This window comes from Streptomyces sp. ATLC9 (assembly GCF_057196705.1).
Map to the genome: position 1 here is coordinate 1 of NZ_JBXUOY010000077.1, position 19,445 is coordinate 19,445.

Here is a 19,445-nt window from a genome sequence, read left to right on the forward strand (position 1 = left end):
AACCCGGCGCCCACCCGACGCGACAGCCGGGCCGTCGGCCTGCCCAGCCTCAGCCCACGGCACGAAAACGGTCCACCGACTCCGTCGGCGGACCGTCACGAAACTTCGAGGCTAGCTCGGCGACGACGGTGGGCAGTTCCTTGTGGGGGGCGTAGATCTTCGCGACGGAGACGAAGTCCTCGTCACGGGACAGGTTGTCGATGAGCCGGGAGAGGCTGACGAGCGCGGGCATGTCGTTCTCGTCGAACCAGTGGGAACGGTCCTCGATCCGGTCCAGCAGCCAGCCCTTGAGTGCCTTCTCCTGAAGTGCGTCCCACCCTTCGGTGGCCCAGCGCCGTTTGTATTCGGGTCGCTCGATCATGCCGATGGCACGGGACGACTCGATGGCGTCGATCCGCTTCTGAACGACCTCGCGGTAGGCAGCAGGCCAGTGATCGGGGATCTCGGTGATGGGCGTGGATCCATGCCGCTTGAACCACTCGTCGCTGGCCTCGCCTGCGGCTACCCGTCGCGCGAGCACGATCTCGAAGGCCCGCTCCCCGAGGGCGAGTTCCGGGATGTTAGGGGAGTCGGGGTCCTCAGAGAGGCGCAGATCCTCGGAGTGCAGGTTGTAGAGCGAGTAGACCTGCCAATCCAGCTCCTCTTGAAGGGAAATCATCCGGGCGTGGGTTGAAAGCCAAGTGGCATAAGCCTCGCGGAGGGTAGAAATTGTGGAGGTGGCGCCAATTTTAAGAACGGAAAGAAGAGAGTCTGTGAGCTGCTGGGCAGTGGCGTCCAGTGCGACCGCAAAATTAGTCGGATTTTGAGTGGGTAGAGGGAAATTCTGCAACTTTGTTCCGGTGAATTCGTGGAATTGCTCCCAGAGCTCCGTTTTGATTCCTGATTGGTGCCCCTCTGCCCCTTTGCTGTGGCTCATCATCTTTAGCCAGAAGCCGGCAGTCGAACTGTTGAGTACCCCGAGGAGGTTGATGTAATCTCGTTCGCCTGCATCTTCTTTAAGTTTTATAACGGGTGAAGTTCGATTGAATGCCTTTCCGCCGCGATCCATGGCGAAATGTGCCTGTGTTGCGACGAAAGGAAACGCGATCGAATACTTAGATCGAAAGCGTTTTGGGAAAAACATGCTGTGGTCGTACCATCGCAACCCGCGTTGAGCTGGTGTCTGGCCAAAGTCCACGCGTTGTTGAAGTGAAGTGCGGTTGGGCCACAGATACCGATATTCAGCTCGGCTGACTTCTCGCCTCTCGCCCTTCGAGTTGTAAGGGAAAATTGTGCAGGTGTCAGAGGTGATCGTATAGTCACGCACTCCGTCTCCACGGACTACTGGAACATACTCAGAAATCCCTCGTGTGGCGACAGCGCTGTGTGTGAGGTAAAAAGCCTCGTCAAGCCCTGTGTGGGTAGTCCGCCCGATGGCTTCAGCTACTTGACTCAAGGTTGCATCCGTGGCTTCTGAGAGTCGTTCTACCATCTCTCGTCCGCCGGCCGTCATGATCCAAGGTTGTTGGCTAAAGTGCCGATTGCGCTCCAAATCGTCCACAGAAACCCACTGGCTTATTGATCCCGGTCGATCGATTTGGCTGACAATCGCTTGCCATACAAGCCCGTCTTCGGCAACTTCGGGTGCAGTTGGTTCACCCTGCACGCTACGCACCGTCCGGATGGTTGTCGATCGCCAGTTTCCTCCTCGTCGGCGCCCAATCAAAATTATTGTCGGAGTTCCGTGTCCGGGGATATAAGCTCCTGAGCTGTCGATTACCTCCGTCAGCTCTACTTGGTGGCCAAAGTACGTCTCAATGAGCCGGGTGCCAAACTCTCTCTTCATGAAAGAGTTGGCGGTGATTTGTCCGACAAGGCCATATCCAACTCCGCTTTCCGTGTCCCCCGCCTTCGCCAGCTCGAAAAATCGCTGGGCAAACGGTACCGACAATGCATATGTCCCCGCGCAGGCGTCGTACAGGCCTCGATAAAGCGCGTTAAGTTTCCTGTCCTTCACTGTGATATACGGCGGATTCCCCACCACCACGTGATACCGCCCCGGTGTCAGAATTCCCGGATGCTCGTGCAGGTCCTCCGTCTCGTACTTGAAGTCGGCCAGCTCATCGGCGCCCTCCTCCTCCAAGCCGTCGAACAGATTGCCCTGCTTGTGCCGGTGCTTGATGAGCGAGTCGCCCACCGCCAGGTGGATCGGCCACTCGTACTTCGCGGCCTCCGCCAGCGTCCGCACCCCACTGGCCGCCATCGCCGCCACCAGCAGGCGGAACCGGGCGATGGCCACCGCGAACGGGTTCAGGTCCACCCCGTGGACCGAGTCCAGTGACTCGCGCACCCGCTCGTGCACGTCCTTGCCCGGTCGGCCGTCCGCCCACAGCCGGACCAGCCGCCGGAACGCACCCAGCACGAAGTGCCCTGACCCGCACGTCGGGTCGATCATCTTCAGGCCCTCGTACCCGAACTCCCGCACGGCCGGGTCCATCGTCCGGTCGAGGATGAACTCCTCCACGAACTCCGGGGTCTGGAGCAGCGCGTACGTCTTGCGAGCCGCCTCGCTCAGGTCCTGGTACAGGTCGCCCAGGAAACGGGTGTCCCAGCCCCGCGTCCCGTCGCCGTCCTCCTCCAGCGGGTCCCGGAAGTCGTGGACGAGTACGCCCTCCTCGTCCCGCGCGCGCCAGAAGTCCACCAGGTCCCGCGCGCCGTCGTGCGACAAGGGGATCTGGTACAGCGGGTTGTGCCGCCGGTCGAACAGCAGCCGTCCCGCCTGCCCCGCGCCCAGTTCCTCGAAAGCCTGCTCGAGCCAGCCCCGGTACGTCGGGTCCTCGGACCGCGCGACGTACTCCTCGAACCGGGCCAGTGCCAGGTCGCGCCGGTCAGGCTCCGGAGCGGTCAGGTACGGCTCCGGGATCAGGCGGTTGTCCTCGCAGAAGCGGACGAAGACCGTGCCCAGCACCCACGCCACCGCGACCTGGGTGACCCGCTCGTCCAGCCAGGAGTTCCACGTCGCCGCCGTACGGCCGAGCCCGCGCGCCCGGTCGTACTCGGCGCGCAGCCGCGTCCCGACCTCCGCGACCTCCCCCACCTGGCTCCGCAGATCGGCCTCGGCCGCCTTGACCTGCCCCTTCAGGTCGCCTAACAGGGCCTTGCGGTCGATCACCTGGCGTCTCCCTCGCTGCCGTTCTTCTTCATTCCCGCCCTCATCGCGCCGGCCCGGTGGGCGTTGCGCACCCACGAGTCCGGCAGTTCGATCCACTCGCCCAGGCCCGCCTGGTACGCCACCGCCACCTGCCCCAGCTTCGGTTCGCGCGCCGGGTCCGGCTGCGGCACGAGCAGCCACAGCCCGCGCCCGCCCCGCCGGGCAGCCTCCGCCAGCCGGTCCAGGACGCCCATCGCGTCGTAGCGGGCGAAGACCGCCACCTCCGTCAGGAGGACCGGGCCCGTCCCCGCCCCCGGCGCGAGCAGTTCCCGTATCCGCGGCTCGACCGCCCCCCACGCCGTACGGGCGTACTCGGTGAACTTCAGCGCGCCCCGCGACCCCGGCTCGGCCACGTCCGCCTTCAGCAGCGTCTCCCACGTCGGCTTCGTGCCCGGCGGGACCAGCGCGTGCAGGGACTCCAGGAACAGCTTCGTCACCGAGACCGGCCGGGCGCCGACGCGCTCGGCCGACAGCTCCCGTACCGCCTCGACCGTGCGGCCGTGGTGCACGGTCAGCACCCGGTAGCCGTCCCGCCGGGCCGAGGCCAGCAGCCGTTCGTCGGCTCGCACCGCGCCCGCGAGCAGCGGGTCGTCCGAGTACCGGGTCGCCGCGCCCACGACGGTGGACTGCCGTCCCGCCACGCCCGTCAGGTAGCTGGACGCGTCGTCCAGGCGCGTGGGCAGGTAGCGCGGCTTCCCGGAGTCCTCGTGCGTCGACAGGGCGAGGTCGAAGCCGGCCTCGCGCAGCGCCTTCGTCAGCGGGCCGCCGGTCGGCAGTTCACGCGTGCTCCTGCCCCGGGCGTCCCTGACGACCAGCTCGGGGAAGCGGGCCCGTACCCGCTCGTGGACGTCCTCCGGGCGCAGGCCCGGCTGCCATGCCTCGGGGACGCCCGGGTTCAGCCGGACCAGTCCGGCCTGGGTCAGGCGCAGTGCCCGCACCAGCGGCAGGTCGCGCGGGTAGATCTCCAGGCGGGGGGTGGCCGCCGCGTTGACGGACGCGGCGGCGGCCAGCTCGACCAGGCGCCGCTCGTCCCAGTCGACCACGCCCGGCGGCGGGGTCAGCGCGCCCAGCTCGCTCAGCACGGTCGTGGCCGTGGGCAGGGTCTCCAGGCGGGCCAGCCGGTCGGCGGTCCTCCCCAGCCGGGTGGCGTAGTCCAGGAGGCCCGGAGCCGTCGGGGTGTCGGGGGCGTCGCCCTCGCGGACGTCCAGCGCGAGCAGCCCGGCCGCCAGCGCCTCCTCGGTCGCCCTGCGGTTGGGCTGGTGCTGGAACTCGGCCTCCTCCGGCTGGAGTTGCTCCACCTCGACGACGGCCCGGACGGCCGCCAGGGCGAGCGCGCGCCGCTGCTCGCGGCCCGGCAGTTGCGTACCGCGCCGTACGGCGAGCGCGTCGGCTATCTCCACGGCGGAGGCGACCCGGCCCAGGCCCTCCAGCAGCTCCACGATCTCGTCCCGCAGGGCCTGGACCGCGGGCAGCTTCCTCCAGCGCTTGCGCTCCTCCTTCAGCATCTGCGGGATGCGTCCGGCGGACAGTCCGAGTGCCTCGGCCACGTCCTTCTGCTTGGGCCACACGCCGATGCCGGGCAGCTCGCCGTGTGCGTCCGGCAGACGCAGCAGCAGCCGGACCATCTCGACCTTGTTGGCGTTGGAGCGGTTGTTGTTCAGCTCGGGGACGAACAGCGTGGCGAGGGTGTCCAGGCTCACCGAGCGCAGGGCGGACTCCGTCAGCCCGGCCGCTCCCTCGCCGGCCGCGAGGGCTCCGGCGACGGCCGACTCGACGGCGGTGAGCTGGGCCAGTTCCTCCCTGGCCTCCGCCCGGCCCTTCGGCGTGAGCGGGGAGAGCGGCGCCTCGCGCAGCAGCCTGCCCCACTGACGCTGGCGGCGCTGCACCTCGGTGCGCGTCCTGGTGCCCAGGCCCGGCGCGTTGAGGAGCTTGCTGCGGCTGTAGTCGAGGAGGCCGCCCACGGTGGTGATCCCGAGGCCGTAGAGGAAGGACTCGGCGGCCGGGGTGAGACCGGCGGCGGACAGGTGGGTGTCCCGGGTGACCGCCGCCGCGAGGCGCTCGCGCCGCTCGTCGGCGGTCAGGGGTTCGGCGTCCGCGATCGCCGCGGCGCGCCGACCGGCCGGATCCTGCCGCGGGGCGGGTTCGGGGTGGCGGGAGCGGTGGCTGGACGGCACCGCCTGCGAGGCGTCCAGGAAGATCTTCTTCCAGGCGTCCCGCATTGGCTTCAGGTCGGGGAAGCGCCGGGACGCGTCCCGGTGCAGGGCCTTGCGGAAGAAGGCGACCAGGCCGTCCCGTACGGCCGGCTCGAAGGCGTCGGCCTGGATGGTGGGGTAGGGGAACTCCTTTGAATCTGTCATCCGGGGCGGAACCGAGCCGTCGCCCCACCTGGGCAGCTCGCCCGAGGCCATCTGGTGGAGGGTGACGGCGACGGCGTACCGCTCGGCGTGCGAGTCGTAGGCGGTGCGGGTCAGGGTGCCGATGAACGGGTCGAGGTAGCCCTCCGTCCCGGCCGCGTAGTCCTTCGCCGGGTAACCCGCCAGCGAGAAGTCGATGAGGACCAGCTCGCGGGTGCGGTTGGGGCGGACGCGGATGGCGATGTTGTCCGGCTTGATGTCGCGGTGCCAGACCCCCTCGCCCTCCAGGAAGTCGACGGCGCCGAACAGGTAGTCGCCGTACGCCTCCAACTGGTCCATCTGCAGACGGCCGTGCTCGCGCAACTGGCGCGCGACCGTCTCCTCGCGACGGCGGGTGCGCGTACGGGTACCGGTCTCGGCGGTCTCCGGGTCCTGCTCGAGGCCCTCCCGCTCGTCGCCCACGTACTCCAGGGCGAGGACGGTGCGGTCCCCGATGCGCAGGGGCTCCGGCTCGACCAGCCGGATCACCCGGGAGTCGGGACGCAGCCGGTTCATCACCTCGGCCTCCTGGACCAGCACCTGGCCCCGGCCGTCCGAGAGGGCGACCTTCAGGACGGCCAGCGGCCGGGTCCTGCGCGCCTCGGCCTGAAGATCGCGGACGAGGAAGGCCCGGCTGGTGGAGCCGGTGCCCAGGCGGCGGCGGACCTCCCAGCGCCCGCCGAGCACGTCGCCGGCCACCGCCTCCAGCGGATCCTTCCCGGCGTCCCCGGCGGAGTCGGCGGGCTCGGACCCGGCGGCCGGGGACGGCGCGGTCAGGCCGTCCTCGACGATCTCCAGCATCTCCAGGAACTCGTCCACCGAGGACAGGCGCTGCCCGGGCCGGTAGGCGGTCGCCGCCTGGACGAGGAAGTCGATGTCCTCGGAGAGGCCGTCGACCAGCGAGCTGGGGCGCAGACCCTCGCCGGCCTCCAGGCGGGCCAGCAGTTCGGCCTGGCTCGCGGCCGGGGCCCTGCCGGTGACCAGCAGATAGGTCAGGACGCCGAGGCCGTACACGTCCAGGTACACCGGATCGGCCCTGAGCGCGGTCAGCTCCGGGGCGAAGTAGGGGTCGGAGCCCTCCGACAGGTGCATCGCCGACAGCGCAGTCGGGGCGAAGCGGGTCATGCCCCGGCCGCTGCCGCCCTCGGAGCCGGAGGCGCGCTGGGTGGCGATCTGCCAGTCCGAGATCTCCAGACGGGGGGTGAGCCAGGGGGTGTCCTCACCGGCCGTCCGCCCGCGGCGGCCCCGGTGGCGGGGGACGACGTGGATGGCGCGGGGGGCCAGCGCCCGGTGGTGGATGCGGGCGGAGTGCGCCGAGCGCATCGTCTCGGCGAGCTGGCGGACCAGCGCCATCCGGCCGAGGATGTCCAGCCCCTTGCCGTACTGGAGCAGGTACTCGTCCAGGCGGAGCGTCCGCGGGTCGTAGTCGAAGATCAGCGCGGAACCCGCCGCGTGCCCCGACGGGTAGTACTGCCTGAGCTGGACGACACCAGGATGCCGGAACCGCTGCAGGACCGCCGCCTCGCGGCGGGCCGCGTTCTCCACCGACCGCCGGATCGACGCCTCCGACCCGCGCTCGCTCAGGTAGACGCGGACCCTGGCCACCTCGGGCAGCTCGCTGTGGTGCGCCTCGTAGTCGGCCCAGGTCGGTCCCGAGTCGAAGGACTTCCGCTCCAACTGGTAGGGGCCGACCTTGTACTCGGCCTCGCTCCTGCGGATGCCGATCCGGTCCAGCGCGGCCCTGATCTCACGGGAGTCGCCGGCGGAGATCCGGCGCCGCTCGTCGCGCGGGGGCCGCTTCAGCATCGCGACCAGCTCATCGACGGTGTACACGCCGTTCCGGTCGTGGGCGGGCAGGCGGACGCGCAGGCCGCCGTCGGTGAAGCAGACGGCCTCCCCGACCCAGACCCGCCCGCCGTGCCGGCCGAGCAGCGAGGCCAGCTCCTTGGCCTTCTTGTTGACGAGGTGGAGGGGGTTGCCGTGGGGGCGGCGGTGGCCGGCCGGCGTGGTCTGGACCCAGGTGCCGTTCTCACTGGCCACGGAGCCGTGCCAGTCCTTCAGCTCGATCATGTGGACGCCGCCGGGGGCGACGACGAGCAGGTCGACCTCGCGGACGTGACCGGTGTGGGCGGTGAAGGTGAAGTTCGACCAGGCCCGCCAGGGATCGGCGTCCGGCAGCCTCTCCCGGATGGCTTCCAGGCCACGGTGCTCATGGTCGAACTCGGACTCGGTGACCGTGGTCCACCGGCCTTCCCGCATGCGCCGTCCCCGCCTCTTGCACTCTGTCTCCCGTGGCCGTCCACTCCGGGCCCCCGGCCTTTCGTACCGTTTCCACCGCGTCGCGGACCCGGTGAATCCTAGTGGTGGCCGCCGACAAGAGGTACGGCTTCGGCGGAGGCGGTGGCGGTGGGGCCGCCCTCCGGCGGCTCCGGATGCGGAACCCGGTCCGGTCGAGCGCACAGTGAGGATGCCGGCACGGAGAACCCCGGCAGGGCGTACGGCCTCGGCCACGCTGCTCGGCCGAACACCCGACGCCGCGCGGTGGCCGCAGGGCAGGCCGCCCTGCGAAGCGGCATCCCGTCGCGGCGCATTCTGGCCGAGTCCACTCCTGTGCCGAACAAACGACACTACGATCCGGTCGGGGGTCTCGGCATCCCGGCGTGTGCGCCGGCGGCCGGAAGCCGGCGTGCCGTATGAGCTCCTCCGCATCACCGACTTCCCAGCAGCCCGCCAGGAGGGCCCCGTGCCGTACACGGCCGAGATCAGCCGCAGCAATCCGACGAGCATCATCTTCCTCGTCGACCAGTCGACCTCCATGAGCGACCCCATCGGCGGTGAGGTCCCCCAGCGGAAGGCGGACGTCGTCGCCGACGCCATCAACCGCCTCCTGACCGAACTCTCGGTCAAGTGCGCGAAGGAGGAGGGCGTACGGGACTACTTCCACGTCGCGGTCGTCGGATACGGCACCACCGTGGGCTCGGCGTTCGCCGGCTCGCTCGCCGGCCGCGACATCGTCCCCCTCAGCGAGGTGGCGGACAATCCGGCCCGGATCGACGAGCGAGGCAAGAAGGTGCCCGACGGTGCCGGGGGCCTGGTGGAGACCGTGGTCAACTTCCCGCTGTGGATGGACCCGGTAGCACACGGCGGAACCCCGATGAACCGGGCCCTTCGCTATGCCGAGAACCTCGTCGCCGGCTGGACGGAGAGCTACCCGGCCGGTTTCCCGCCTATCGTCATCAACCTGACGGACGGGGAGTCGACCGACGGCGACCCCACCGCGGCCGCCGAGGCCATCACCTCGCACGCCACCGCCGACGGTGCGGCTCTGCTGTTCAACCTGCACGTCTCCGCCGCAGGCGGCACCCCCACGGCTTTCCCCGACACCGCCGACGGCCTTCCCGACAGCTACGCCCGCACGCTCTTCTCCATGTCGAGCCCGCTGCCCAGCCACATGCGCTCCTACGCCGCATCCCAGGGTCAACGGGTCAGCGAGACGACCCGCGGCTTCGTCTACAACGCGGACATCACCACGGTCGTGCAGTTCCTCGACATCGGCACCCGGGCCACCGAACTGCGGTGACGACCTCTCTCTCCTGCGTGTACGTCACGCACCTCGTAGCCCCGAAGCACGGGAGTGCCGAGGACGAGTGCGAGGACGCCGTAGCCGTCCTGCCGAGCCGCCCACACGACGACATGCTGCGCGAGCCCGTCACAGCGGGCGTCTGCGACGGTGCGACGGAAAGCGCACTGGCCAAGGACTGGGCCCGGCTGCTGTCCCGTGCGGCGGCCGAACACGCCCTGGCACAACCGGACCTGCTGGCCGGCGGGGCCGCCTTCGAGGAGTTCGCGTCGTCGGTGGTGGCTGGGTGGGACCCCTGGCTGGTGCGATACACGCAGGCGCGCGTCGCGGAGGGGCGCCCTTTGAAGTGGTACGAGCACACCAAGCTCGCCGAAGGCGCCTACGCGACGCTGCTCACGGTGCGCGTCGATCCGGACCCCGGCTTCCACCACGAGACGGCCGAACCGGCGTGGCGGTGGCGGGCTGCCGCCCTGGGGGACAGCTGCCTGTTCCACCTGCACGACGACCGGCTGGTACAGGCGTTCCCGGTGGGGGCCGTCGAAGAGTTCGGCGCCACCCCCGACCTCTTCGGCAGCCGCAACCACGACGTGGCGCTGCTGTCCTGCCGTACGCGGTTCACCGAAGGCCGATGCCGGCCCGGCGACCGGCTGCTCCTCATGACCGACGCCCTGGCCGCGTGGTTCCTGTCGGCCCCGGACCAGGACGACGCGGTACGCCAGTTGCTGGAGTTCGCAGGCCCCGACGACCGGGACGGGTTCCAGGACTGGCTGAACGGTCTGCGGGACTGCGGACAACTGCGCAACGACGACGTGGCGGTCGTACGGATCGACTTCGAAGGGCGGTGAACGTGGGCCCGTCCACCTCTCCACAGCGGCAGTTCCCCAGCGGCGCCGACTACGCGGAGGCGCTGCAGCACACGCACCTGTGCTTCCGGCATCCCGAGCTCAAAGGCGCACGGCCGGAACTGACCGGACTCGGTCTGCCCCGCGCCATCTCCGGTGCCTTCGCGAGCGTGTTCTCGTTGACCTCGACCGCGTCGGGCCAGCGGTACGCGGTCAAATGCTTCACGCGCCACGTTCCAGACCAGGAACGCCGTTACCGGGCCATCAGCTCCCGACTCGCCCGGTTGGACCCGGCCGAACTCTCCCAGCCGTGGAATCTGGGCTTCGAGTACCTTCCTGACGAGATCAGCGTCGGGCAGGAGCGCTATCCGGTCCTGAAGATGGAGTGGTGCGAGGCCGTCACCCTGTCGTCCTGGCTCGACGACAACCACGGCGACCGGTTCGCCGTCGATCGTCTGGCAGGCCGGTTCGAGGCGTTGACCCGTGACCTGGCGACCCACCAGATAGCCCACGGTGACCTTCAGCACGGCAACCTGCTCGTCGCGCCTGACGACACCTTGCGCCTGGTCGATTACGACGGCATGTACGTGCCGGCGCTCGCCGGCCTGGGCGGCACCGAGCGAGGGCACCGCAACTACCAGTCGCCCATGCGAGGGAACGACGACTTCGGGGCGATCCTGGACCGGTTCTCCGCCTGGGTCATCTTCCTGTCGCTCAAGGCGATCGCCGCCGACCCCGCGCTCTGGAACCGGCTGCACGAGCCGAGTGGGGAATTCCTGCTGCTCACCGAGGAGGACTTCAGGAATCCGAGTGGCTCCACAGGTCTGCAGACGCTACTGGCCCACCCCGACCGGACGGTGAGCGGCCTCGCCGACCAGGTGAGGTCCTTGGCCTTTCAGCCGCTGGAGATGCTTCCTCCGCTCGCCCAGGTCGTCGCCGTGCCGCAGGGCGGCGCGACGGCGGCCGCCCCGCCCCCGGCTCCTGGTGCGGCCGCTGCTCCTGGTACGGGCGGACTGCCCGGCTGGATGGCAGGACACGTCCCCCGGCAGGCCGAGCCACCACCGGCCGGCCCCTCCGTAACCTCGTCGGACGGCTTCCACGTCCGGATGTCGCTGGACATCGTCACGGCCGTGCTCTGGCCGTTCATGGTGGCCGCGACCGTCCTGATGGTCGTCGCGGGACTCCCGGCGCCGCTGCCGAGTGCGCCCGTCGTCGCTGCCGTCGCGTTCACCGCGTTCGCCCGGCGCCGTCGGCCGGAGTGGGCACGGTCACGCGCCGACCTCACCCGGCTGACGGGCGAACTGGCCCGGCTCGAGGACCCGGACACAGCGGCCGAGAAGCTGCGCAACGACCGGGCGAAGTTCGACGCGGCGGAGGTGAAGCGGACCAACGCCCACTCGCGTGCCCAGGACAAGCTCACAGCCCACTACCGTGCCGAGCTCAAGGAGATCGAGGAACGCAAGATCCGCAAGCAGCGCGACATCGACAAGAGGATCGGCGGGCTCGGGGAGGAACTCCGCAGAGCCCTGGACAAGGCACTCGCCGCCAAGCAGTCCGCATACGTGCGGGACCGGCTCAGCCGGCGGTTGATCGCCCAGTCCCCGCCCCACGGCATCGGGGTGACACTGGCCGCTCGGCTCGCGGCCGCGGGTATCCGCACAGCAGCCGACTTCAAGGGCTACCGGGCCGTGCGGAACACCCACTACAACAACACCGGCGCCGTACTCGTCCTGAGCAATGGCCGGACTGTCGACGTACACGGCATCGGTGAGGCCAAAGCCATCGCCCTCGACGCCTGGCGCAGAGGCCTGGTCGCTTCCGCCGAAGCACGGCAGCCGACCACGCTCAACAAGTCGGAGCGACAGTCGATCGAGCAGGGCGTTACCCGCCGCCGGGCCCAGCTCACCGCCCAGCGCAAGGCTGTGGAGACCGAGGCCGATGCCCGGCGTGCGAAAGCGCGGAAGGAGTTGGAAGACGGTCAGGAACGGCTCAGCCGGGAGAACGTGCTCGCGGGTGACCGGGCCCGGCGGCAGCGGCAGGAGTTCAGCCGGCGTGCGGTCGTGCTCCAGCGGAACAGCGCGCTCCATGGAACGTTGAGCGCATCCATCGAAGCCGCCAGGCTCAGGCAGCGTGAACTGTCGTACGCGAGCTACCTCCGGTTCCTCTACCTCGGTCACTGAGGTCGTGCCCCGCCCGCGGGCGGCGTCGGCGCGGAGGCCGACGCCGCGGCCGGGCTCACCGGCGCCGGTTACGCCCTCCGCGCCGGATCACCGGGTGATCACCTCACTCCGCGACTTCTCCCCGGGGTCCGGCTGTGGGCGGCCGGGCGCCCTCCAGGAAGCGGAACTCCGCGACGGCGTTGGCCGCGGCCGTCTCCCAGTCGGCGTGGAACGAGCGGGCCGACGGATCGAGGAACACCGCGAGCAGCAGGTTCGCGCCGGGGTGGAGGTGGCGGAAAACGGCGCGTCCCAGCGTGTTCGCGGCCAGAACGTCGTAGGCCCGCCCCAGGACCAGGGCCGGTGTGCGGTCCCACGACTCGGCCAGGGCCCGCAGACGGGGATCGGCCCGCTCGGCGCCGCCTCCGTGGCGGGGCAGGGGCGCCGTCCCCGCGATCCGGTACAGGTGCAGGCGGCCGTCGTCCACGGCGCGGCCGCACGGACCGGCGGGAGCCGCCTGCCGGCGTGCTTCCTTCCCCCGGGGGTGGGTGCCGGATCCACGTCCTCCTCGTCTCCCGGTGTGTCTCAGCGCCGGACGGGCTCGCCGGCCGGGTTCCGGTCGCGCAGCAGGAACCAGGCGACGGCCGAGGCGAGCAGCAGCAGGGCGGCGCCGACGCCGGCGGCGAGGGCCACGCCGTCGACGAAGGACTCGCGGGCCGCTTCCAGCAGGGCGGCGGCCGCGTCGGCGGGCAGGCGGGCGGCGGCCACGACGGCTCCGCCCAGCGACTCGTGGGCCGCCTGCGGGGTCCCGGGCGGCCCGGTGAAGCCCCGGTAGGTGTTGGTGACGACCGATCCCAGCAGGGCGATGCCCAGTGCGGTGCCCAGTTCGTAGGCCGTCTCCGAGACCGCCGAGGCGGCGCCGGCCTGTTCCCTGGGGACGGCGGTGAGGATGACGTCGGAGGTGGTGGTGAGCGACAGTCCGGCGCCGAAGCCGACGACCAGCAGGGCGGTGCCGAGCAGGGGGTAGCCGGTGGACTGGCCGATCGTGGTCAGCGCGGCCAGGGACAGGCCGATGACGGCCAGGCCGCCGGAGACGACCGCGCGCACCGAGAAGCGCCGTGCCGCGGCGCCGGCGACCAGACCGGCCACGACCGCGCCCGCGGCGGCCGGCAGTTCGGCGATGCCCGCCTCGATGGGGCGCCGGCCCTGGACCAGCTGCAGGTACTGGGAGAGGAAGAACAGCAGCCCGGACAGCCCGAGGATGGTCAGCAGGTTCGCCAGGACGGCGCCGCTGAAGCCGCGGTTGCGGAACAGCCGGACGTCGACCAGCGGGACGGGCAGCGCGCGCTGGCGCCGGACGAAGGCCCCGAGGGCGGCCGCGCCCAGCGGACCGGCGGCGAGAGTGGGCCAGGTGACCCCGTCGGCGGCGGCCTCCTTGATCGCGTAGACGACACCGACCATGCCGACCAGTGACAGCAGGACGCTCGGCAGGTCCCACGGCCCCGGGGAGGGGTCGCGCGACTCCGGCAGCGTCCTGGCCCCGACGGCGACCAGCAGGGCCATCACGGGCAGGTTGATCAGGAAGACCGAGCCCCACCAGAAGTGCTCCAGCAGCGCACCGCCGACGATCGGGCCGACCGCCATGCCCGCCGAGGCGGCGGCGCTCCAGATGCCGATGGCCAGGCTGCGCTCACGGGGATCGTGGAACAGGTTGCGGATCAGCGCGAGGGTGGAGGGCATCAGCGTGGCGCCGGCGACGCCGAGCAGCGCACGGGCGGCGATCATCGTCTCGGGGGTCTGCGCGTAGGCGTTGAGCACCGAGACCAGACCGAACGCGGTGGCCCCGGTCAGCAGCAGGCGCTTGCGGCCGATCCGGTCGCCCAGACTGCCCATGGATATGAGCAGACCGGCGATCACGAAGGAGTAGGCGTCGCCGATCCACAGCAGCTGGGTGCCGGAGGGCTGCAGATCCTCGCTGAGATAGGGCGTGGCCAGGCCCAGGACGGTGGCGTCCACCGCCACGAGCAGCACGGCCAGGGCCAGGACGGCCAGGGCGAGCCAGCGGCCCGGGCGCGGCCGTGTGTCATCCCGGCCGGCCGGGCCCAGGGTGCCGGTCATGACGCGTCCCCCCTCCGCAGCGCGCCGCCGAGCAGCAGTTCGACGACCATGTGGGCGAAGTCGTTGCGGGCCACCCGGCCCTCGGCGACGGCCCAGCCGCCGGCGGCCAGCAGGCCGTAGCTGGCCTCGGTCAGCCACACCGCACTCAGGTCGATGCGGAACTCACCGGCCTCCTGGCCCCGGCGGAACAGGGCGGTGAGCCGCTCGTCGATGCGGGACCAGCCCGCATGCCGCTCCTCGCCCTCGAAGAGCTGGTTCTCGGAGTAGAGGAAGGCGAGCAGGCCCGTGCTGGGCTCGATCTCGCGGACCAGGCGGCGCACCGCTTCCGCGGCCGGCCCCTCCTCCAGGCGCGCCGCCTCCAGGGCCGCCTCGCACTCGGCGATGCCCAGCTCCTCCAGGGCGCGGACCAGGGCGTCGCGCCCGGCGAAGTGGCGGTTCAGCGTCGCCCTGCTGATCCCCGCGCTCCGGGCGACCTCCTCCATCGTCGCCGTGGCCTTGCGCGTCAGCAGATCGGCGGCGACGCGCAGCGCATGATCACGATCAAAACCCATGAGCCAACGGTAGGCCATATGAGACATAGATGTCTCACTGGATGTGTGGGCGACTCGTCCCGGTCAAGCGTGCGTCGGTGTTCCGCCTCTCCGCAGGGCCGCCGACGGGCCCCGGGCGGGCGGGGAACGAGGGCTTCCGCCATGTTCGTTCGGCCGGTGCGGCGCATGCGAGGATGTCGCATGTGACCGAATCGTCTTCCCCGCCCGTCGCGGAGCGCGTGCCCCTCGGCCGCGGTCTGGGCTCCCGTGCCGCCGCCGTGCTCGTGTTCGGATCCTCGGCCGCGGTCCTGGTGGTCGAGATCGTCGCCCTGCGGCTGCTGGCCCCCTACCTCGGTCTCACCCTCGAGACCAGCACCATGGTGATCGGCATCGCCCTCACCGCGATCGCGCTGGGCTCCTGGCTGGGCGGGCGCGTCGCCGACCGGGTCGATCCGCGGCGGCTCCTGGGCCCCTCGCTCGGGGTGTCGGGGGCGGTCGTGGCGCTCACCCCCGCCGTGCTGCGCGGCACCGCGGAGTGGGCGCCGCCGGCGCTGCTGTCGATCGCGTCGCTGACCATCCTGGTGCCGGGCGCGCTGCTCTCCGCGGTGACGCCGATCGTGACCAAGCTGCGCCTGACCAGCCTCGCCGAGACCGGGACGGTCGTCGGCCGGCTGTCCGGCGTCGGCACCGCCGGCGCCATCTTCGGCACCGTCCTGACCGGCTTCGTCCTCGTGTCGCGCCTGCCGGTCAGCGGCATCCTGATCGGTCTGGGGACACTGCTGGTGGCCGGCTCGGCACTGGTGGAGTGGCGGACGCGCGGGTGGAGCGGCACCCCCGCCCTGGCCCTGGCGGTCGTCGCGGGCGGCCTGGCCACCACGGTCGCGCCCGGCGGCTGCGACGCGGAGACCAGGTACCACTGCGCGCGGGTCGTCGCCGACCCCGGCCGGGAGAGCGGCCGCACACTCGTCCTGGACGGCCTGCGGCACTCCTACGTCGACATCGAGGACCCGACCTACCTGAAGTTCACCTACGTGCGCGCCATCGCCTCGGTGGTCGACGCCGCCTTCGCGCGGGAGGAGCCGCTCGCCGCCCACCACCTGGGCGGCGGCGGGCTCACCTACCCCCGTTACCTGGCGGCCACACGGCCCGGGACGCGCAGCGTCGTGTCCGAGATCGACGGCGGGGTCGTGCGCATCGACCACGACCGGCTCGGTCTGGGCTCCGAAGCCGGTATCGACGTACGCGTCGAGGACGGAAGGCTCGGTCTGCGGCGGCTGGACGCCGGCAGCCGCGACCTCGTCGTCGGCGACGCCTTCGGGGGCGTCAGCGTGCCCTGGCACCTCACCACGGTGGAGGCGCTGACCGAGGTGCGGCGGGTGCTCGACGAGGACGGCCTGTACGTCGCCAACCTCATCGACCACGGTGATCTGGCCTTCGCGCGCGCCGAGGCCGCCACCCTCGAAGAGGTCTTCGGGCACGTCGCCCTCGTCGGGGACCCGGCCGACATCGGCCTGGGTCCGGCCGCCGACGCCGACGGCGGCAATCTGGTGGTGCTGGCCTCCGGCCGGCCGGTCGACCCGCACGCGATCCAGGAGGAGCTGGACGCCCGGCGGACCGGCTGGAAGGTCGTCACCGGTGACGACCTCACCTCCTGGACCGGCGACGCCCGGCCGCTCACCGACGACTACGCACCCGTCGACCAGCTCCTCCAGGCCTACGGCCCGCGCGGCGGCCGGTGACCGGGCGGCGGGCCAGCCCCGCCGGAAGAACTCCACCTCCGCCAGGACCAGGTGGCGGTCCGCGTTCAGGCCGGCGGCCGAGCGCAGGTAGACCTGCGGGTCCTTCTCGTCGCGCCGGCTCCGCCGAACCGGCGGCCACCGTCCGGGCCGCCACGGTCGACGGCACCGAACTGCGTGTCGCGGCGGGCGAGATGCGCCGCAGCCCCCTGGTGCGTGCCGAGGCGACGCCGTACGGCGTCCGGCTGCGCATGGCGGGACGGGAGGACCGGCACTGCCGGGTGCTGACGGAGGAGTTCCCCGACCACCACCTGATGCTCGCGGCCCCACCGGCGACCCGCTGCACCGCTGCACCCTCGCGCACCACCTGGCGGACCTCCACGAGGACCCCGCCCGGGCCCTGGCCTGGGACGTCCGGGCCCTGTGACGCCGCCGACGCGGTGACCGAGCGGCGCCTGCGGGAGCACCACGCCGGTCTGCGCACCGCCGTCGAGCAGGTGGCCGAGGCCATCACCCGGCGGGACACCACCCGGCGGTCCTCCGCCCCGGGCCCCACCGCATGACGCACGGACAGCGCGCCCCCGGCCGCGCGGGGGCGGCACCGCTCCGCCGAACGCCGCCGGGACCGGGGTTTGCCGGACCGGCAAACGAACTCGCCCTCCGGGCAGGGGCTTCCACATGATCGGAGCCGAGCCGCCGGAGGGCCGGAGAGGACCGGTCCGCACCCACGGCGGCGCCCCACGGCCCTTGAGGAGGCCCTGTGCCGCAGCACGACGGACGACACACCACGGAGACCACCCACCGGTCGGTGCCCTCGCCGGGAGGCCGGATCCACCTGGTGGAGCAGGGCAGCGGGCCGCTGGTGCTGCTCGTCCACGGCTTCCCGGAGTCCTGGTACTCCTGGCGCCACCAGCTGCCGGCCATCGCGGCGGCGGGATACCGCGCGGTCGCGATCGACGTGCGCGGCTACGGCCGCTCCTCCGGACCGGCCGCGACGGACGCCTACCGGATGCTCCACCTGGTGGAGGACAACGTCACGGTGGTGCGCGCCCTGGGCGAGGAGACGGCGGTGGTCGTCGGCCACGACTGGGGCTCGCCCATCGCCGCGAACTCCGCGCTGCTCAGGCCGGAGGTCTTCCGCGCCGTGGGACTGCTGAGCGTCCCCTACAGCCCGCGCGGCGGCCCGCGCCCCGGCGACGTCTTCGCGGGGATGGGAGGGGAGGAGGAGCTCTACGTCTCCTACTTCCAGCGGCCCGGCCGCGCCGAGGCCGAGATCGAGCCCGATGTGCGCGGCTGGCTCGCGGGCCTCTACGCGGCCCTGTCCGCCGACACCATGCCCGCACCCGGCGCCCCCGACCCGCACTTCGTCGGCAGGGGCGCGACGATGCGGGAGCGGTTCCCCGCCGGCCGGCTGCCCGCCTGGCTGGGCGAGGAGGAACTCGACTTCTACACCGGGGAGTTCGAGCGCACCGGATTCACCGGGGCGCTCAACCGCTACCGGAACATGGACCGCGACTGGGAGGACCTCGCCGCCTACGACGGCGCCCCCGTCACCCAGCCCTCGCTGTTCGTCGGCGGCGGCCTGGACGCCTCCACGACCTGGCTGGCCGACGCGATCGAGGCGTATCCGACCACGCTGCCCGGCCTGGTGGCCTCCCACATCCTCGACGACTGCGGCCACTGGATCCAGCAGGAGCGCCCCGCCGAGGTCAACCGCCTGCTGACCGACTGGCTCGCCACCCTGCCCGCCTGACCCACCCCTCCTGCCGCGCTTCCGCCCCCACCACCCGGGCGGCCCTGACCATGGCGGGGTGGTACGGCTACGTGTGGCCGGCCGAGCCGATGAGCGTCCTGTCGAGCACCGGCGGCGGACCGCGTACGTCGGGTGACCGTACGCGCACTCCGGGTGGACGGTGCGCGGTCCTTTCGGTAACTCTGGGCGGGTTCGGCCGCGGGGGAGACCGCGCGTACAGCACAGCACCGGGAGGGCCGCCCATGACCACAGACGACGCCTGCGCCACGGATGAAGTGGATCCGGGAGCGGACCCGGCAGTGGACCTGGGAGGGGAGCCGACCCCCTCGAGCAGCCTGCGCACCTTCGGGGCCGTCGTCCAGGCCCTGCGCGAGCACGCGGGCCTCAGCCGCGCCGAACTCGGCACCTGGGTGCGGTACTCCAAGCACACGGTGGCCTCGGTGGAGCTGGGTCGCCGGATGCCCGACGAGTCGTTCGTGGAACTGGCCGAGATCGCCCTCGGCGACACCGGCGCCCTGCGCAAGGCCGCCAAGCACCTGACACGCGGCGAACCGGGCCTGGCAGCCTGGTTCCGCCAGTGGGCCCGCCTGGAACGGCTCGCGGTGAGCCTGGCCACGTACGAGTGCAGGCTGGTGCCTGGGCTGCTGCAGACGGAGGGGTACATGCGCGCCCTCTGCGAGAACGACATCCCACCCCTCACGGACGAGGATCTGGAGGCCACCGTACGGGCCCGTCTGGAGCGGCAGCGGTTGCTCCACGAGAGGCCCGGCACCACCTTCGACTTCATCGTCGAGGAGGCCGTCTTCATGCGCCGTCTCGGCGGGATCGAGGTCACCCGCGAATTGCTCGACCACGTCCTCGACCTCATCTCCCGGCGTAACGTGACGCTCCGGGTCATCGGGGCTCTCCTTCGTGGATACCCCGTCCTTTAGGGCGGGGAGAAAACGAAGCTCCTGCGGAGCAGGGCAGGGAACGCCGGTTCGCCGCCAGGGCGGACCGGCGTCCACCCGCAACTGCCCGCACTCCGTCACAAACCGATGGGGTAATATGTGAGCCGTGAAGACCACCCACGTGAAGCGGGCTTTCAAGTACCGCTTCTACCCGACCGATGCGCAGGCAGCCGAGCTGTCGCGCACGTTCGGCTGCG

At 71.3% G+C, this 19,445-nt stretch carries 11 protein-coding genes and 2 pseudogenes; 8 read left to right on the forward strand and 5 right to left on the reverse strand.

What is annotated here, in order from left to right; genetic code table 11:
* Positions 1–49 precede the first annotated feature (49 nt).
* Together pglX and pglW are read right to left on the reverse strand one after the other, a co-directional pair.
* The gene (pglX, locus tag AC2CJA_RS11155; protein WP_484602514.1) at positions 50–3,151 is read right to left on the reverse strand and encodes a BREX-2 system adenine-specific DNA-methyltransferase PglX; all 3,102 of its coding nucleotides are present in this window, start codon (positions 3,149–3,151) and stop codon (positions 50–52) included.
* On the reverse strand, positions 3,148–7,842 hold the full coding sequence (gene pglW, locus AC2CJA_RS11160; protein ID WP_484602515.1) for a BREX system serine/threonine kinase PglW: 4,695 nt from the start codon (positions 7,840–7,842) through the stop codon (positions 3,148–3,150). The genes pglX and pglW overlap by 4 nt, the downstream gene beginning before the upstream one ends.
* A gap of 427 nt (positions 7,843–8,269) precedes the next feature.
* Between pglW and AC2CJA_RS11165 the strand changes: the two genes are divergently transcribed.
* The 3 genes from AC2CJA_RS11165 to AC2CJA_RS11175 are packed head-to-tail and all read left to right on the forward strand — an operon-like array spanning position 8,270 to position 12,185.
* Entirely contained in the window at positions 8,270–9,163 is an 894-nt protein-coding gene (locus AC2CJA_RS11165) for a VWA domain-containing protein (protein WP_484602516.1), read from the forward strand.
* Complete coding sequence (locus AC2CJA_RS11170; protein ID WP_484602517.1) at positions 9,160–10,008, forward strand: hypothetical protein; 849 nt, start codon at positions 9,160–9,162, stop codon at positions 10,006–10,008. Before AC2CJA_RS11165 ends, AC2CJA_RS11170 begins: the two co-directional genes overlap by 4 nt.
* Positions 10,009–10,010: 2 nt before the next feature.
* Positions 10,011–12,185 (forward strand): protein kinase family protein, encoded by a 2,175-nt coding sequence (locus tag AC2CJA_RS11175; RefSeq protein WP_484602518.1) that lies wholly within the window; start codon positions 10,011–10,013, stop codon positions 12,183–12,185.
* Between the two features lie 103 nt (positions 12,186–12,288).
* Here AC2CJA_RS11175 and AC2CJA_RS11180 read toward each other — a convergent pair whose 3' ends face one another.
* From AC2CJA_RS11180 to AC2CJA_RS11190, 3 genes are all read right to left on the reverse strand, one after another.
* A complete protein-coding gene (locus tag AC2CJA_RS11180) occupies positions 12,289–12,648 on the reverse strand; it encodes an MmyB family transcriptional regulator (protein ID WP_484602519.1) in 360 nt (119 codons plus the stop codon).
* Between the two features lie 98 nt (positions 12,649–12,746).
* Positions 12,747–14,279: an MFS transporter gene (locus tag AC2CJA_RS11185; RefSeq protein WP_484602520.1), complete on the reverse strand. Its 1,533-nt coding sequence runs from the start codon at positions 14,277–14,279 to the stop codon at positions 12,747–12,749.
* Entirely contained in the window at positions 14,276–14,830 is a 555-nt protein-coding gene (locus AC2CJA_RS11190; RefSeq protein WP_484602521.1) for a TetR/AcrR family transcriptional regulator, read from the reverse strand. The genes AC2CJA_RS11185 and AC2CJA_RS11190 overlap by 4 nt, the downstream gene beginning before the upstream one ends.
* Before the next feature lie 182 nt (positions 14,831–15,012).
* On the opposite strand from AC2CJA_RS11190, the gene AC2CJA_RS11195 reads away from it, so the two are divergent.
* The 5 genes and pseudogenes from AC2CJA_RS11195 to AC2CJA_RS11215 form a co-directional block, all read left to right on the forward strand.
* A complete protein-coding gene (locus AC2CJA_RS11195; RefSeq protein WP_484602522.1) occupies positions 15,013–16,548 on the forward strand; it encodes a fused MFS/spermidine synthase in 1,536 nt (511 codons plus the stop codon).
* Between the two features lie 319 nt (positions 16,549–16,867).
* A pseudogene (locus AC2CJA_RS11200) lies at positions 16,868–17,108 on the forward strand (hypothetical protein); the annotation flags it as partial.
* Positions 17,109–17,305: 197 nt separating this feature from the next.
* The gene (locus AC2CJA_RS11205; protein ID WP_484602523.1) at positions 17,306–18,298 is read left to right on the forward strand and encodes an alpha/beta fold hydrolase; all 993 of its coding nucleotides are present in this window, start codon (positions 17,306–17,308) and stop codon (positions 18,296–18,298) included.
* A gap of 242 nt (positions 18,299–18,540) precedes the next feature.
* Positions 18,541–19,197 (forward strand): annotated as a pseudogene (locus AC2CJA_RS11210) (helix-turn-helix domain-containing protein); the annotation flags it as partial.
* 157 nt (positions 19,198–19,354) lie between these two features.
* A partial coding sequence (locus tag AC2CJA_RS11215; protein ID WP_484602524.1) for a helix-turn-helix domain-containing protein occupies positions 19,355–19,445 on the forward strand: 91 nt, incomplete at its 3' end.